This is a genomic window from Alphaproteobacteria bacterium, from assembly GCA_037200005.1.
GTDB lineage: Bacteria > Pseudomonadota > Alphaproteobacteria > UBA9219 > RFNS01 > JBBCGY01.
In genome coordinates this window covers 1,515,153-1,527,824 of sequence record JBBCGY010000001.1, presented here as the reverse complement: position 1 = coordinate 1,527,824, position 12,672 = coordinate 1,515,153, and the positions used below count along the sequence as shown (strand labels likewise).

General features: G+C 58.5%; 17 protein-coding genes and 1 tRNA gene. 13 read left to right on the top strand and 5 right to left on the bottom strand.

Annotation, left to right across the window (positions count from 1 at the left end; all coding sequences use genetic code 11):
• Positions 1–101 precede the first annotated feature (101 nt).
• Positions 102–1,094: a DUF559 domain-containing protein gene (locus WDO70_07925; protein MEJ0063117.1), complete on the bottom strand. Its 993-nt coding sequence runs from the start codon at positions 1,092–1,094 to the stop codon at positions 102–104.
• Positions 1,095–1,908: 814 nt separating this feature from the next.
• Here WDO70_07925 and WDO70_07920 point away from each other — a divergent pair.
• Positions 1,909–2,883, top strand: a complete 975-nt coding sequence (locus WDO70_07920; GenBank protein ID MEJ0063116.1) for a MobA/MobL family protein — start codon at positions 1,909–1,911, stop codon at positions 2,881–2,883.
• A complete protein-coding gene (locus WDO70_07915) occupies positions 2,873–3,172 on the top strand; it encodes a hypothetical protein (GenBank protein MEJ0063115.1) in 300 nt (99 codons plus the stop codon). Before WDO70_07920 ends, WDO70_07915 begins: the two co-directional genes overlap by 11 nt.
• Positions 3,173–3,574: 402 nt before the next feature.
• Here WDO70_07915 and WDO70_07910 read toward each other — a convergent pair.
• Positions 3,575–3,650: transfer RNA gene (locus WDO70_07910), tRNA-Glu, on the bottom strand.
• A gap of 207 nt (positions 3,651–3,857) precedes the next feature.
• Between WDO70_07910 and WDO70_07905 the strand changes: the two genes are divergently transcribed.
• From WDO70_07905 to WDO70_07855, 11 genes are all read left to right on the top strand, one after another.
• Entirely contained in the window at positions 3,858–4,697 is an 840-nt protein-coding gene (locus WDO70_07905) for an ATP-binding cassette domain-containing protein (protein MEJ0063114.1), read from the top strand.
• Positions 4,694–5,668 carry a Gfo/Idh/MocA family oxidoreductase gene (locus tag WDO70_07900; GenBank protein ID MEJ0063113.1) on the top strand — a complete coding sequence of 325 codons (975 nt, stop codon included), beginning with the start codon at positions 4,694–4,696 and terminating at the stop codon, positions 5,666–5,668. The genes WDO70_07905 and WDO70_07900 overlap by 4 nt, the downstream gene beginning before the upstream one ends.
• A gap of 8 nt (positions 5,669–5,676) precedes the next feature.
• Entirely contained in the window at positions 5,677–6,396 is a 720-nt protein-coding gene (locus WDO70_07895; protein MEJ0063112.1) for an ABC transporter ATP-binding protein, read from the top strand.
• Complete coding sequence (locus tag WDO70_07890; protein MEJ0063111.1) at positions 6,389–7,225, top strand: branched-chain amino acid ABC transporter substrate-binding protein; 837 nt, start codon at positions 6,389–6,391, stop codon at positions 7,223–7,225. Before WDO70_07895 ends, WDO70_07890 begins: the two co-directional genes overlap by 8 nt.
• The gene (locus WDO70_07885) at positions 7,149–7,460 is read left to right on the top strand and encodes an ABC transporter substrate-binding protein (GenBank protein ID MEJ0063110.1); all 312 of its coding nucleotides are present in this window, start codon (positions 7,149–7,151) and stop codon (positions 7,458–7,460) included. The genes WDO70_07890 and WDO70_07885 overlap by 77 nt, the downstream gene beginning before the upstream one ends.
• A gap of 29 nt (positions 7,461–7,489) precedes the next feature.
• Positions 7,490–8,326 carry a branched-chain amino acid ABC transporter substrate-binding protein gene (locus WDO70_07880; GenBank protein ID MEJ0063109.1) on the top strand — a complete coding sequence of 279 codons (837 nt, stop codon included), beginning with the start codon at positions 7,490–7,492 and terminating at the stop codon, positions 8,324–8,326.
• Positions 8,301–8,618, top strand: coding sequence for a hypothetical protein (locus WDO70_07875; GenBank protein MEJ0063108.1), 318 nt, complete (start codon positions 8,301–8,303; stop codon positions 8,616–8,618). The genes WDO70_07880 and WDO70_07875 overlap by 26 nt, the downstream gene beginning before the upstream one ends.
• A gap of 57 nt (positions 8,619–8,675) precedes the next feature.
• The gene (locus tag WDO70_07870) at positions 8,676–8,873 is read left to right on the top strand and encodes a hypothetical protein (GenBank protein ID MEJ0063107.1); all 198 of its coding nucleotides are present in this window, start codon (positions 8,676–8,678) and stop codon (positions 8,871–8,873) included.
• A 3-nt stretch (positions 8,874–8,876) separates the two neighbouring features.
• On the top strand, positions 8,877–9,491 hold the full coding sequence (locus WDO70_07865; protein MEJ0063106.1) for an ABC transporter substrate-binding protein: 615 nt from the start codon (positions 8,877–8,879) through the stop codon (positions 9,489–9,491).
• Positions 9,446–9,973 (top strand): hypothetical protein, encoded by a 528-nt coding sequence (locus WDO70_07860; protein MEJ0063105.1) that lies wholly within the window; start codon positions 9,446–9,448, stop codon positions 9,971–9,973. The genes WDO70_07865 and WDO70_07860 overlap by 46 nt, the downstream gene beginning before the upstream one ends.
• A gap of 91 nt (positions 9,974–10,064) precedes the next feature.
• On the top strand, positions 10,065–10,643 hold the full coding sequence (locus WDO70_07855) for a YqaA family protein (protein MEJ0063104.1): 579 nt from the start codon (positions 10,065–10,067) through the stop codon (positions 10,641–10,643).
• Here the strand turns inward: WDO70_07855 and WDO70_07850 are convergent.
• The 3 genes from WDO70_07850 to WDO70_07840 all read right to left on the bottom strand — a co-directional run bounded on the left by WDO70_07850 (position 10,640) and on the right by WDO70_07840 (position 12,670).
• Entirely contained in the window at positions 10,640–10,840 is a 201-nt protein-coding gene (locus WDO70_07850; protein ID MEJ0063103.1) for a hypothetical protein, read from the bottom strand. The genes WDO70_07855 and WDO70_07850 overlap by 4 nt on opposite strands.
• Before the next feature lie 73 nt (positions 10,841–10,913).
• Positions 10,914–11,594 (bottom strand): DnaA/Hda family protein, encoded by a 681-nt coding sequence (locus tag WDO70_07845; GenBank protein ID MEJ0063102.1) that lies wholly within the window; start codon positions 11,592–11,594, stop codon positions 10,914–10,916.
• The gene (locus tag WDO70_07840; protein MEJ0063101.1) at positions 11,591–12,670 is read right to left on the bottom strand and encodes an AI-2E family transporter; all 1,080 of its coding nucleotides are present in this window, start codon (positions 12,668–12,670) and stop codon (positions 11,591–11,593) included. The genes WDO70_07845 and WDO70_07840 overlap by 4 nt, the downstream gene beginning before the upstream one ends.
• Positions 12,671–12,672: the final 2 nt, after the last annotated feature.

Sequence of the window (12,672 nt, the reverse complement as noted above, 5' to 3'; positions counted from 1 at the left end):
CGAACCTCAGCCCATTGTGTCAACACACTCCTTGCTGACTCTTATTACCCGCAAACCGAAAGTTATCTTGCGGGCCATTTGGGCGGAGTTTGAATTCAGACTTAGATTGCCGCAATTTGAGAAAAATCTTCTGTAAGCATGGGTGATGTGATTCCCTCAAGAGGAGGGAAGGCCGTAACACGACGATGTTCTGTATGGAGGCTGCGCGGAACAGATTCACTGCCAATTGGGTCTATTCCTCTTTGCGAAAGAATAGCTATCAAATCATCGAGCACATCTTGCCGATTCTTGACGAAAGAAGAGGCAAAACAGCGCCAGAACTGCCAGCCAACGCGCTCCAGGATTCTCTGGCGGTGCATATCATCATCCCAGCGATCAATGCCATGATAGCGGTCACCATCGCATTCAATGGCTAATCGATAGCGCAATACATGATTCTCAAGTAGGCGTTGTAATTCTTTCAGTCGTTCAAAATTCTGGCTTATTTCGGCTTGATGACGCCAAGCGGGTAGCAGTATCTGGCATTGCCTTATAACTTGCGCTTCCATTTCGATATGCTGGCGCAGGATTTTATGAAGGGAGAAATATTCCGCTGCCTTTATTGCGTGTCCCGGTTCGACTGTTTCAAAACACTCAATCGACAATTCGGGAGCCACGCTGTTCCAGCGAACAACATATTCCCTAAACTGGTATTGCAACAAAATGTATTCATGAGCATGCTTCCAATCCTCTTGCGTTTCAGGAGGTTTGCCGAGAACGTACAACTCTTCCATTTTTCTCTTCGCCGCGCCCTTGCCAAGCAATCCGCTCAAGCCAAAAGCTGATTTTCCTTCTGCCTTGTTGTGGACGGCCAGCACAACATCCTCATCTAACTCCATCCCTTGCGGAAGAGTAACCGGCTTGGCGATAAAATCCGTGCGATGCCCAACCGCCTCACATAGCTTTGCCCCCAGTTCGTCAAAAATAGGCAAGATAGAGAGTATGGATTCTGATTTCTGTTTCAGGGTACGCCGTGCTTTTCCTGCCCAGGAAAAAGCGGAATCTTCTATTTGTTGCGCCAGGGCAGTCAAGGTTTTTACATCGCCCAAAAGCAAGAAAACAGCTTGTATACGGGATTGCCTTTTAGGGCTGCTGATTGCTGTGCAAACTCTATCAGCGTTATTAGCCTCTCCTGCTCGATTTTCATTATCGGCCCACTTCTCATGCGAATGATAGGAGTTAACGCTAGACAGTCAGAAAAACTAGAGGAGAGGGAGAAAATAAACAAGCAATATGCTGCTGCATCTTATTGAACTCTACGGCGAGTAGAATTGCTCTCAAACCGCGATGCACACACCCAACCAGGTGGATCGTTTAAACGCTGCGAGTTTTGGTTAAGGCAGAGGTGAAGTACAAGATGGAAGCAAGTTAAACATACATAAAGGCGCACTTAAGCATTCCCTGCGGGAAAGCTGTCCGACAATGCTTAAGCATTGTCGGACGGGGCGCCCTCCGGCACCGGACTTGCCGATACTCGGCCCAGAATGCGAAGTCTATCCCTATATTATAGGGGGGGGCAAAATGCAGTTTTGCTTCGAGCAAGGGCCACTTTCAATCCCAAAACCGATTGTCCTGCCCTTCAATCAATCGCCAAATTGTTGACTGAGACGACCTGATACAATCAGAAACAATGAGAAACAAAGTCGCAAATATTTTTTCAAAAATCGCATTTTTTTCTTGATTTACCCACGTTTTGTGGTATGATTTGGTTATCGTAACGAAACGTGTGTTCAAAGCCGCCGAGGATATTCTGGGCGGCTTTTTTGTTGCCCGTTTTTAGCCGTTTAACGCGGCTTCCTGTTTTTCTTACCCACTTTGCGACCGTTTCACATCGCGCGGAAATCCTTGGATTTACCGGGAGGCTTTGCCATGGCCATTTTTCACCTGACGCATGGCTTCGTAAGGCGCAGTGACGGTTCCTCCAGCATCGCCAGGGCGGCTTATAATTCGGGCAAGAAGCTTGAGGATAGGCAAGGTTCCAGCGCCCATACCGATTATAGCCGCAAGGGCGGCGTGCTGTTCGACGAGATAGGTTTGCCAACGGGTTCGCCCTCCTGGGCCGACAATCGCGGCGAATTATGGCGGCGGCTTGAAGCCCGCGAGGACAGATCGACGCGCCCCGGACAAGCTATTCTGGCCCACAGCTTTAATATCGCCCTGCCGCACGAACTGACGCTTGAGCAGAATATCTTCCTGGCCCGCGATTTCGTGCGGGAGCAATTCACCCGCAAAGGCTATGCGGCGGATTGGGCGATCCATGCCGCTGATCCGCGTGGCGACAGCCGCAATATCCATCTTCATATCCTGGTGCCGCTGCGGAGGATCGAGGGCGAAAGCTTTGGCAACAAAGATCGCTATACGCGCGGCGCGTTGAGCCAACAGGTCACGGCTTGGCGCAAGTCTTGGGCGACCCTTACGAACCGGCACCTGAAACGATACGGCCACGGCGGTAGGATCGACGAGCGCAGCTTGAAGGCGCAGGGCGTCGCAAGGAGACCAACGCGACATCGCGGGCCGCAGCCGAGGGCCAGAAGAGCGGCATTGAATGTCTTGCGCGCCCGACATCCGCAGCCGCGCAGTCCTGTCATGCGGTTTTCCAAACAAACCGGCATGGGCGGGAAAATCACTATGCGGGCTGTCATCGCAGATTCAGCCCTTACCAAAATAAGCACCGGAGCCTTGAGGCCGGTTTTTCCAAAGGAACCCGGCAAGGGCTGGCCTGAAGCCGCTATGCGGGATTGGGCCTCATGGGGCCACCGCAATCCGCGCAAATTTTTCACCCTCTGGCGGGAACTCGCCCCGCCAGGATTTAACCCGGAAAGGAGTTTGAACCATGTCCATTAAAGACCAATTTAAAATGGCCAAGCGAGAAGTCACCGCTCCCGTCAACCGCAAGGAGCTTTTCAGCATGAACATCAACGCCGCCAGCGAGAAAGGAGAGCCTATGAAAGAACAGAAATTTGTTATCGACATGATATTCAAGCCCATCGAGCCTGGCCTTCGTCTTCGTCCCGAAGAAACGCAAGTGCTGATCGCCTATATCGGCGAGATTCTCAAAGAGATCGAGATAGAAGAACGGCGGATTGAACAAGAGGGGGCGACACGTCCGCCCACATCTCGCAAGACACGATGAAAACGAATTTTTATCAACATCATAATGGAGGAAATAATGACAGACCGTAACATGAACATCGAACGCGAATTAATGCCGATCCCGGAATTCGGCGATAGGTTTTCAATCAGCCGGACAGCCATATATCGGGAAGTCTGGTCTGGCCGTCTAAGAATGACCAAGCGCGGGCGGCGCAGTTTTATCAGTCGTCAGGATGCGGCGGCATGGCTTGAAGATTTGCGGGCTAATTCTGTTCAGCGATCTATCTGAAAGGGGAATGCTGTGCGGCATTCTCGCTGTAATGCAGAGCTTTTGGAATATTTAATGCCGGATTGTTCCAGTTCGTTTCATGCCGCTTATTACCAAAAACTTACCCAAAAAATTATTGGCCATCTTGGTCATGTGGTAACTCATTGATTTTGCTGGCGTCCCCTACGGGATTCGAACCCGTGTTACTACCGTGAAAGGGTAATGTCCTAGGCCTCTAGACGAAGGGGACGAGGCTGCATGTCTCAATTTCCTTGAGAGGCCAGACAGTTAAACCGCTGGCGGGGAAGAATCAAGGGTTTCATGCATTTTTTTGCTGCGCCGGATGCGATATTGCGTCAGTTTCAAGGAGTTGGCCTCCTGCTTCGTGGTTAACCGGCTCGGATTATGGGCCGGGGCGGGCGGGGGCCGCTTCTTTTTTCGTTTTTCCGCCGGGGCCATGACCGACGACATCGCCAGTTCCCAGCCGCCTGTTTTGCTCGAAGTCGATAGCCTGACGATGCGTTTCGGCGGGCTGGTTGCCGTCGATAGCGTCAGCATGGCCGCGCGCGAGCGCCGGATCACGGCGGTGATCGGGCCGAACGGTGCCGGGAAGACGACCTTGTTCAACTGCATCACCGGATTTTACCGCCCGGCGTCGGGGCATATTGTTTGTCACGCGGGCGGCGGCGGTTCCGGTTCGATGCGCCTCGAGAAGCTTGCGGCGCATGACATCGTGCGGCGTGCGCGGGTGGCGCGCACCTTTCAGCATATCAGGCTGTTCGGCGGCATGACGGCGCTGGAGAATCTTCTGGTCGCGCAGCATAATCATCTGATGCGGCAGTCGGTTTTTTCCATAGCGGGATTGCTGGGCCTGCCGAAATATCGCAATGCCGAGCGCGCCGCCGTTGCCGTCGCGCGCGAATGGCTGGAGCGGGTGGGAATTCTTGCCGATGCCGACCGCGTCGCGGGCGAGCTTTCCTACGGCGCGCAGCGGCGGCTGGAAATCGCGCGCGCGATGTGCACCAGCCCGCGCTTGCTGTGCCTCGACGAACCGGCGGCGGGGCTTAATCCGCGCGAATCCGCCGCGCTCGGCGAATTGCTGATGGGCATCCGCGCCGAGGGGCTGTGCGCGGTCTTGCTGATCGAGCATGACATGAGCGTCGTCATGGGCATCTCCGATTATATCGTCGTCCTCGATTACGGCCGCAAGATCGCCGAAGGAACGCCCGCCGAAATCCGCGCCAATCCCGATGTCATCCGCGCCTATCTCGGCGAAGACCATGGGGAGGCGGCATGAATGACGCTATCCGCTTCGGAATCATAGGCACCGGCAATATTGCAGGCGGCGCTCATGCTCCGGCGCTTGCCGAAGCCGACGGCGTCGAATTATGGAGCGTGTTCAGCCGGGATATTTCGCGCGCGTCCGAGTTCGCCCGCCGTCACAAAGCCGCCGCGCCGCGTCCGGCTTATGATTCATTGGCGGAATTTCTGAGCGACCCGCTGCTGCAAGCCGTCATCGTGACGAGTCCCGATAACATGCATGCGGAACATATTCTTGCGTGCGCGCATGCGGGCAAGCATGTGCTGGTCGAAAAGCCCATGACGACGAGCCATGCGGACGGCCTGCGCGCCATCGAAGCCTGCCGGCTCAAGCAGGTGCGTCTGGGCGTAGCTTTTCACCTGCGCTGGCATGCCGGTCATCGAAAATTGCACCGGCTGATCGTACAGGAAAAGGCCTTGGGCGATCTTCGCCATATCCGCGTGTTATGGCCATGGCGCGGCGACCCGTCGAACTGGCGGGCCGGAGCCGATATGGGGCGCTGGTGGTCTTTGGCCGGAACCGGCGCGCATTGTCTTGATCTTATCAGGTGGTTCGCACAGTCGCCCGGCCGCCGTCTGGCGGAGCGCCGCAGCTTGATTGCCAAGGAAGTATGGCGCGGGCCGCATGACGAAACGGCGATCGTTTCGTTCCGGTTCAGCGACGGCGCGACGGCGGAAAGCACGACATCCGTATTATTCGACGCGCCGACGCGCCTTGAAATCTACGGTTCCGAGGGCCATGCGATATGCGAGGCGACGCTGGGCCGAAAAGGAACGGGCCAAATTTCCCTCAATGGCGCTGCGTTCGATTTCGCGCCCGTAAATCCGTTCGTCGGAGAAATTCTGGATTTCGCGGCGGCGATCCGCGAGGGGCGTTCTCCCGAAGTCGGCGGAGATGAGGGCCTTGAGAATGTGGATGATCTGCTGGAGGCTGCGAACGGCGAATGACGGAACCCATGCTCAAACTCTCCGGCGTCACCAGCGGCTATGGCGCGATCACGGTGCTGCGCGGCGTCGATCTCGACGTGCGCGCAGGCGAGATCGTCACGATGATCGGCGCGAACGGGGCGGGGAAATCGACGCTGCTGATGACCATTTGCGGCAATCCCGCGGCGCAGGAGGGCCGCATCGAATTCATGGGGACGGATATCACGCGCATGCCCACGCATAAGATCGTGCGCCGCGGCATCGCGCAGTCGCCCGAAGGCCGCCGTATTTTCGGGCGCATGACGGTTTACGAGAATTTGCAGCTTGGCGCCTTGACGGCGGACAAGGTGCATTTCGCCGCCGATCTGGCGCGGGTGTATGATCTGTTTCCGCGCCTCAAGGAGCGGGCGGCGCAGCGCGGCGGCACGCTTTCCGGCGGCGAACAGCAGATGCTGGCCATCGGCAGGGCGCTGATGGCGCGGCCGAAATTGCTGCTGCTCGACGAGCCTTCGCTGGGGCTTGCGCCGCTTATCGTCAAGCAGATTTTCGGCATTCTGCGCATGATCAACAAGGAATGGGGCACGACGATTTTTCTCGTCGAGCAAAACGCGCATCACGCGCTGCGCCTCGCGCATCGCGGCTATGTCATGGTGACGGGCCAGATCACGCTAAGCGGCACCGGCGCGGAACTGCTCGCCAATCCCGACGTGCAGGCGGCGTATCTGGAGGGCGAGAAAGTTGTTGCGTAGCGTAATTTTTTGTCTCCTGATTTTTCTGCCCCTCGCGGCGCAAGCCGAAACCGTCATCGGCCTTACCGCGCCCCTGACCGGATCGTATGCGGCGTTCGGCGAGCAGCTCAAGCGCGGCGCGGAACAGGCGGCGCAGGATCTGGGAGGCATTAAATTACGCATTGCCGACGACGCCTGCGATCCCAAGCAAGCGGTAGCGGTCGCCAACCAGATGGCGAGCGAGGGCGTGCGCTACGTCATCGGAAATTTCTGTTCCGGCGCGACTCTGGCGGCATCCAAGGTATATATGGAGAACGAGATCGTGGTGATCACGCTTGCCGCCAATCCGCGCATCACCGACGACGCCAAGACGTTCATGTTCCGCATCAACGGGCGCAGCGACGAGCATGGGCCGGTCATCGCCCGCGCCATGGCCGCGCGCCATGCGGGCCGGGAGATCGCGCTGCTGAACGACAAGACCTCCTATGGCCGCGGCTTGGCCGACGAGGTCAAGAAGGCGCTCAATGCCGCGGGCGTGCAGGAGGCGGTGTTCGAATCTTATAATGCGGGCGAGCGCGACTATCGCGCTTTGGTCAGCGGCCTGAAGGAGCGCGGCGTCAAGGCGCTGTTCGTTGGCGGCTATCATGCCGAAACCGCCTTGATCGCGCGCCAGATGGCGGATTCCGGAATGAAGGCGCAAATTTATTCCGGCCCGGCCTTGATGAGCAGGGAATTCCTGTCCATCGCGGGGGAAAGCGGCGGAAAATGTGCTGGTGCTGTTCGGCACCGATCCGCGCGCCAATCCCGCCGCTGCGGAAGCGGCCGCGCGCTTGCGGGCGCAGGGCTATGAGCCGGAGGGCTTCACGCTTTATATATACGCGGCGTTTCAGGTCTTGAAACAGGCGCTCGATGCCGGGGAAGACCATACGGCAACGGCGGTCGCGGCGCGTTTGCGCGCGGGGCCGATGGCCACCGTGATGGGGCCGATCGCGTTCGACGCCAAAGGCGATATTCCCAGCATGACATATCTCTTTTATCGTGCGCATGATGGGAAATTCACGGTCGAAAATGCGGTTCACCAATGATCGAAAGCGGGGATAAAATGCGGCGTTTCATGATGGGGATGTTAGGCGCGGCGCTGTTGCTGCCTTGCGCGGCGCAAGCCGAAACCACCATCGGCCTGATCGGGCCGATGACCGGGCAATATGCCGTGTTCGGCGAGCAGTTCAAGCGCGGCGCGGAGCAGGCGGCCAAGGATATCGGCGGCATCAAGCTGCGCGTTGCCGACGATGCCTGCGATCCCAAGCAAGCCGTGGCGGTTGCCAATCAGATGGCGTCCGAAGGCGTGCAGTATGTCGTGGGGCATTACTGCTCCGGCTCGGCGATTCCGGCGTCGAAAGTTTTCATGGAAAACGGGATGCTGCTGGTCTCGCCCGCCGCGACCAATCCGAAACTCACGGACGAAGCGCAGACTTACGTGTTCCGCGTCTGCGGCCGCGACGATCGGCAGGGCAAAGTGATCGGCGACTATCTTCTCGCCCATCACAAGCAGGACAAGATCGCGCTGCTCAACGATAAATCGGCCTATGGGCGCGGCCTTGCCGACGAAGTGAAGCGCGTCATCAATGCGGGCGGCGCGCAGGAGGTCATGTTCGAATCCTATACCGCCGGAGAGCGCGATTACCGCGCGCTGATTGCCAAGCTGAAGCAGGCGGGAGTGAAGGTAGCGTTCATCGGCGGCTATCATACCGAAGCGGCGTTGATCGCGCGGCAGCTGGCGGAGGCGGGGGCGAAAATCCGGCTTTTCGGCGGCGACGCGCTGGTCACGGATGAATTCTGGTCGATTGCGGGAGCGGCGGGCGAGGGGACGATGATGACATTCGGCCCCGATCCGCGCGGCAATCCGTCCGCGCAGGCTGTCGTCGATGGTTTCCGCAAAAACCGGCTATGAGCCGGAAGGCTATACGCTTTACACTTACGCGGCGTTCCAGGTTCTGGCGAAGGGCGCTCGGCGCGGGCCAGGCGACACGGAAAAGGTCGCGGCGCAACTGCGCGCCGGGAAAACCGAGACGGTCATCGGCACGCTCGGATTTGACGCCAAGGGCGATGTCGAAGGCGCGGGCTACGTCCTCTATCGCTGGCATGACGGGAAATATGCCGGAGATAGATGCTGTCCAAACCAGCCGATGGATCGGCACCATACGCCTCGGCAAAGAGGAAAGCCGCTTGCGTTTCGATATTGAAGATAATCATGGAACATTGAGCGGAACCTCATGGTTTGCCGATCCCGAAACGGGAGCATGGTGCAGCAGGCGACTCTTTCAGGAAATCGACTCGGTGATAAAATTTCTTTCACCACCACAGCTGATATTAAGGTTCAGGGTGTTGTTACGGGAGATTCTATCGAAGGAACGTTGGAGTTTTCGCGCGAACCAGATGAATCCAAAGATGTCACGGCCACGCTTCATCTCTCGATTGAAAAGCCTATTAAGGAGTAAATCATGAAACGGATTCTTTTCGGCGCGTTCGCGCTGTCACTCACGGCCTTTCCGGCCCGCGCCGATATCGTGATCGCGGTCGTCGCGCCGCTGACGGGTCAGGACGCGGGCGCTCGGCGAGCAGACGAAGCGCGGCGCCGATGCCGCGATCGACGCGGCCAACGCGGCGGGCGGCGTGCTCGACATAAGCTTAGGGCGATCTATAAAGACGATGGTTGCGATCCGAAACAGGGCGTGGCCGTGGCTAACCAGCTGGCGGGCGAGCATGCGCTGGGCGTGATCGGCCCGAACTGCTCCGGCGTCGCCATTCCGGTGTCGAAGATTCTGGCCGAGGAAAACATCGTGATGGTTTTCGCCTTCGGCCACCAATCCCATGTTGACCGAGCAAGGGCTGACGAATGTCTTCCGGGTTTGCGGCCGCGACGACCAGCAGGGCGCGCTCGCGGGGAATTATGTCGCCGCGCATTACGCGGGAAAGAACGCCGCCATCATTCACGACAAGACCGCCTATGGCCGCGGGCTCGCCGACGAGATGAAGAAGGGCGCTCAACGCCGCGTCGGTCAAGGAAGTCATGTTCGACTCGATCACGCGCGGCGAGCGCGATTTTTCGGCGCTGATCTCGCGGCTGAAGCAGGCGCACGTCAATATCCTGCTCTATGGCGGCTATTACACCGAGGCCGGGCTGCTGTGCGGCAAATCCGCGATCAGGGCCTGGACATCACATTGCTGGGCGGCGACGGCCATGGTGTCCAATGAATTCTGGTCGATCGCGGGCAAGGGCGGGCGAAGGGACGCTGATGACCTTCCCCCCCGATCCCCGGAACAATTCCGAAGCCAAGGACGCCGTCGCGCGGATTCGCGCCACCGGCTTCGAGCCGGAAGGCGCGACGCTGCAAGCCTATGCGGCGGTGGAAGCCTTGACGGCGGCGCTAGCCAAGGCAGGAAAGCCGGACGCGCGGCTATCGCCGCCGCCTTGCGCGACGGCGAATATTCCACGGTGCTGGGCAGGCTTGCCTTCAATGCCAAGGGCGACGTGAAGGACCCGCAATTCGTCGTCTATCGCTGGTCGGAAGGAACATATAAGGAAATCAAAGAATAAAAAACAGACGACAAAGAATAGGCAATGATGCCTAATCGTCTCGTTCTCTATATTCATCTGTCCCCTTTGCCGTAGTTAGGATTTCATGAAGATCATTCGCTCGCTCTATGACTGGGTTCTGCGCCACGCGGAAAAGCCTCACGCGGAATGGTTCCTGTTCGCGATTGCCTTCGCGGAAAGTTCTTTCTTTCCCATCCCGCCGGACATTCTGCTGCTGCCGATGTGCATCGCGCGGCGCGATCGCGCGGTGCGGCTGGCGCTGATCTGCACGGCGGGATCGGTGCTGGGCGGGCTTGTCGGCTATGGTATCGGCGCGCTGCTTTACGATACGGTCGGGCAGTGGATCGTGACGACCTATCATCTCGAAGCGGCGTTCGAGCGTTTTCACCAGGGCTTCAACGAATGGGGCGTATGGATCATTCTCGCCAAGGGCTTGACGCCGATTCCCTATAAGCTGGTGACGATTGCTTCAGGCGTGGCGGAATTTCCGCTCGTGCCTTTTATCCTGGCGTCGATAGCCACGCGCGGTCTCCGGTTTTTTGCCGTTGCCCTGCTGGTCAAGAAGTTCGGCGCGCCGATCCAGGCGTTCATCGAAAAATACCTGACCTGGGTAGCGCTCGGCTTTCTCGCCGTGATCGCGCTGGGGTTCTGGCTGGTGCTGAGAGCTTAGCCGGCGCTGAGCTTCGGCGCGGCGGCGTTTGCGCCAGCACGCGGTGCGGGTCTTTCCGCTCCCGGCCATTCATTCGGCAGATCGCCGGTGACCGCATTTTCAGCAGGCTTACGGGAAACAGGAACCGGCTTTGGTGTGACAGGCTTATCGCCGTCGAGCCCGGGCCATTGGCCGGGGATTTCAGGAATTTCTGACATCTGCATCCTCATATATTGGCAATAAGTTCCATAAATTTGGCTGTTTCATAGCAAGGGCCGAGCCCCTTGTCCACTATATTTTTTGCTCCAGAACCAGACGGGCCAAGGGCACCGTCACGCCGCTTTTACGGGCGAGAGCCGCCGCGTCGAGGGCGGCGACGATACGGCGCACGGCATCGGCGCTGCGCTCGATGCGGGGCAGCAGGAAGCCGATCACGTCTTCGTCCACATGCAACTGCCGGTCGTTGAAATGCTTGATGAGCAGGGCCGCCAGCAAAATATCGTCGGGCGGCAAAATCTCCACCTCGCCATAGGATAAAATCCGCGAGCGCAGATCGGGCAATCCGAACGGCAGGCGCGCGGGGGAATTCAAGGCCGTGAGCAGCATATGCCCGCCTTGCTGCCCGCTTTGTTGAATATGGTTGCAGAGATGGAACAGCGCATGCTCGCCTTCCTCGTTGCCGACGATGCGGTCGATGCCGTCGATAATCACTGTCGTGGCGCCAAGCAGACTCTCGAGCTTCCGGCCAATCGCCTCGCCGGTGGAATAATGCGCGCCGCTTACGGTTTCCCATACTCGCGCCAGATGGGTCTTGCCCGATCCCGGCGCGCCGTGAAGGATGATAATTCGCGACGGCCATTCGGGCCAGGCGTCGATCATGCCGACGGCGATCCGGTTGCTGTCCGTCACGATGAAGTCCTCCGCGCCCATCGCCACGCGGAACGGAAGGTCGAAGGCCATCTGCGCCGTCATGCCGCAGTCACATCCTGCGCCGCGTCCTGGTAATAGCGGCTGGTGCGGTATTGCTGCATAAGGAAGCGCGCAAGAACCCCGATCACCGCCGTGACCGGCACGGCGATCAGGACGCCGAGAAATCCGAGCAAGCTGCCGCCCGCGAACAGGCCGAATAGAATCCATACCGGATGCAGTCCCACGCGGTCACCGACCAGTTTGGGGGTGATGAAATAGCTTTCGGCGAATTGCCCGACCGCGAAGACGCCGATAATCATGAAGGCATGTTCGAGATCGCCGAATTGCCCCGCGCCGATCAAAAGGCTGGTCGCCCATCCGAATGTCGTGCCGACGAAGGGCACGAAGCTGAGCAATCCGGCGATAATGCCGATCGACGCGCCGAAATTCAGGCCGACGAACAGCGACAGGCCCAGCGCGTAATAGGAGCCGAGGATGATGCAGACCATGCCTTGCCCGCGCACGAATCCGGCCAGCGTCCGGTCGATCCGGTGGAGCTGATCCTTGATGACGGCGTAGTGCCGCCGCGGCAGGGCATTGTCGATGAAGGTTGTCAGGTAATCCCAGTCGCGCATCACATAAAGGGCGACCAGCGGCGTGATGATGAGCAGCGTCAGAATATCGAAAATGGCGAAACCGCCGGTCAGGATTTTCTGCAGGAATTTCGCGATCCAGTTGATCGCTTCTCCCGCCTGGGCGCTGGCGGCGGTGCGGAGCTTCTCGATATCCGCCGGCGCGATCTTGCCCATCATTTGCTCGAGCCACGGCATGAAGCCCTGATAGAGCTTCTCGGCATAGCCGGGCACCGACTCGATCAGGGCCGCCACCTGGCTTTGCACCAGCGGAACGATCAGCAGCAGGACCAGCACCACGATGATGATGAAGCCCAGCAGGACGAGACTGGCTCCTACGCCGCGCGACAACCCGTTCCGATGCAAAATCGAGACGACCGGGTTAAGAAAATAGGCGATCGCCAGCCCCGCGACGAAAGGCAGCAGGATCGGGCTGAACAGCCATACGAGAAGGATGAAAACCCCTCCCGTGATGAGCCAGAAACGAAGCTGTTCCTTTGCCGTCATGG

Bases quoted from the DNA above. Each gene is read 5' to 3' on its own strand.
- WDO70_07920 (MEJ0063116.1), top strand. From the start codon at position 1,909: ATGGCCATTTTTCACCTGACGCATGGCTTCGTAAGGCGCAGTGACGGT.
- WDO70_07915 (MEJ0063115.1), top strand. From the start codon at position 2,873: ATGTCCATTAAAGACCAATTTAAAATGGCCAAGCGAGAAGTCACCGCT.
- WDO70_07905 (MEJ0063114.1), top strand. From the start codon at position 3,858: ATGACCGACGACATCGCCAGTTCCCAGCCGCCTGTTTTGCTCGAAGTC.
- WDO70_07900 (MEJ0063113.1), top strand. From the start codon at position 4,694: ATGAATGACGCTATCCGCTTCGGAATCATAGGCACCGGCAATATTGCA.
- WDO70_07895 (MEJ0063112.1), top strand. From the start codon at position 5,677: ATGCTCAAACTCTCCGGCGTCACCAGCGGCTATGGCGCGATCACGGTG.
- WDO70_07880 (MEJ0063109.1), top strand. From the start codon at position 7,490: ATGATGGGGATGTTAGGCGCGGCGCTGTTGCTGCCTTGCGCGGCGCAA.
- WDO70_07875 (MEJ0063108.1), top strand. From the start codon at position 8,301: ATGGTTTCCGCAAAAACCGGCTATGAGCCGGAAGGCTATACGCTTTAC.
- WDO70_07870 (MEJ0063107.1), top strand. From the start codon at position 8,676: ATGGTGCAGCAGGCGACTCTTTCAGGAAATCGACTCGGTGATAAAATT.
- WDO70_07865 (MEJ0063106.1), top strand. From the start codon at position 8,877: ATGAAACGGATTCTTTTCGGCGCGTTCGCGCTGTCACTCACGGCCTTT.
- WDO70_07860 (MEJ0063105.1), top strand. From the start codon at position 9,446: ATGTTCGACTCGATCACGCGCGGCGAGCGCGATTTTTCGGCGCTGATC.
- WDO70_07850 (MEJ0063103.1), bottom strand. From the start codon at position 10,840: ATGTCAGAAATTCCTGAAATCCCCGGCCAATGGCCCGGGCTCGACGGC.
- WDO70_07845 (MEJ0063102.1), bottom strand. From the start codon at position 11,594: ATGACGGCGCAGATGGCCTTCGACCTTCCGTTCCGCGTGGCGATGGGC.
- WDO70_07840 (MEJ0063101.1), bottom strand. From the start codon at position 12,670: ATGACGGCAAAGGAACAGCTTCGTTTCTGGCTCATCACGGGAGGGGTT.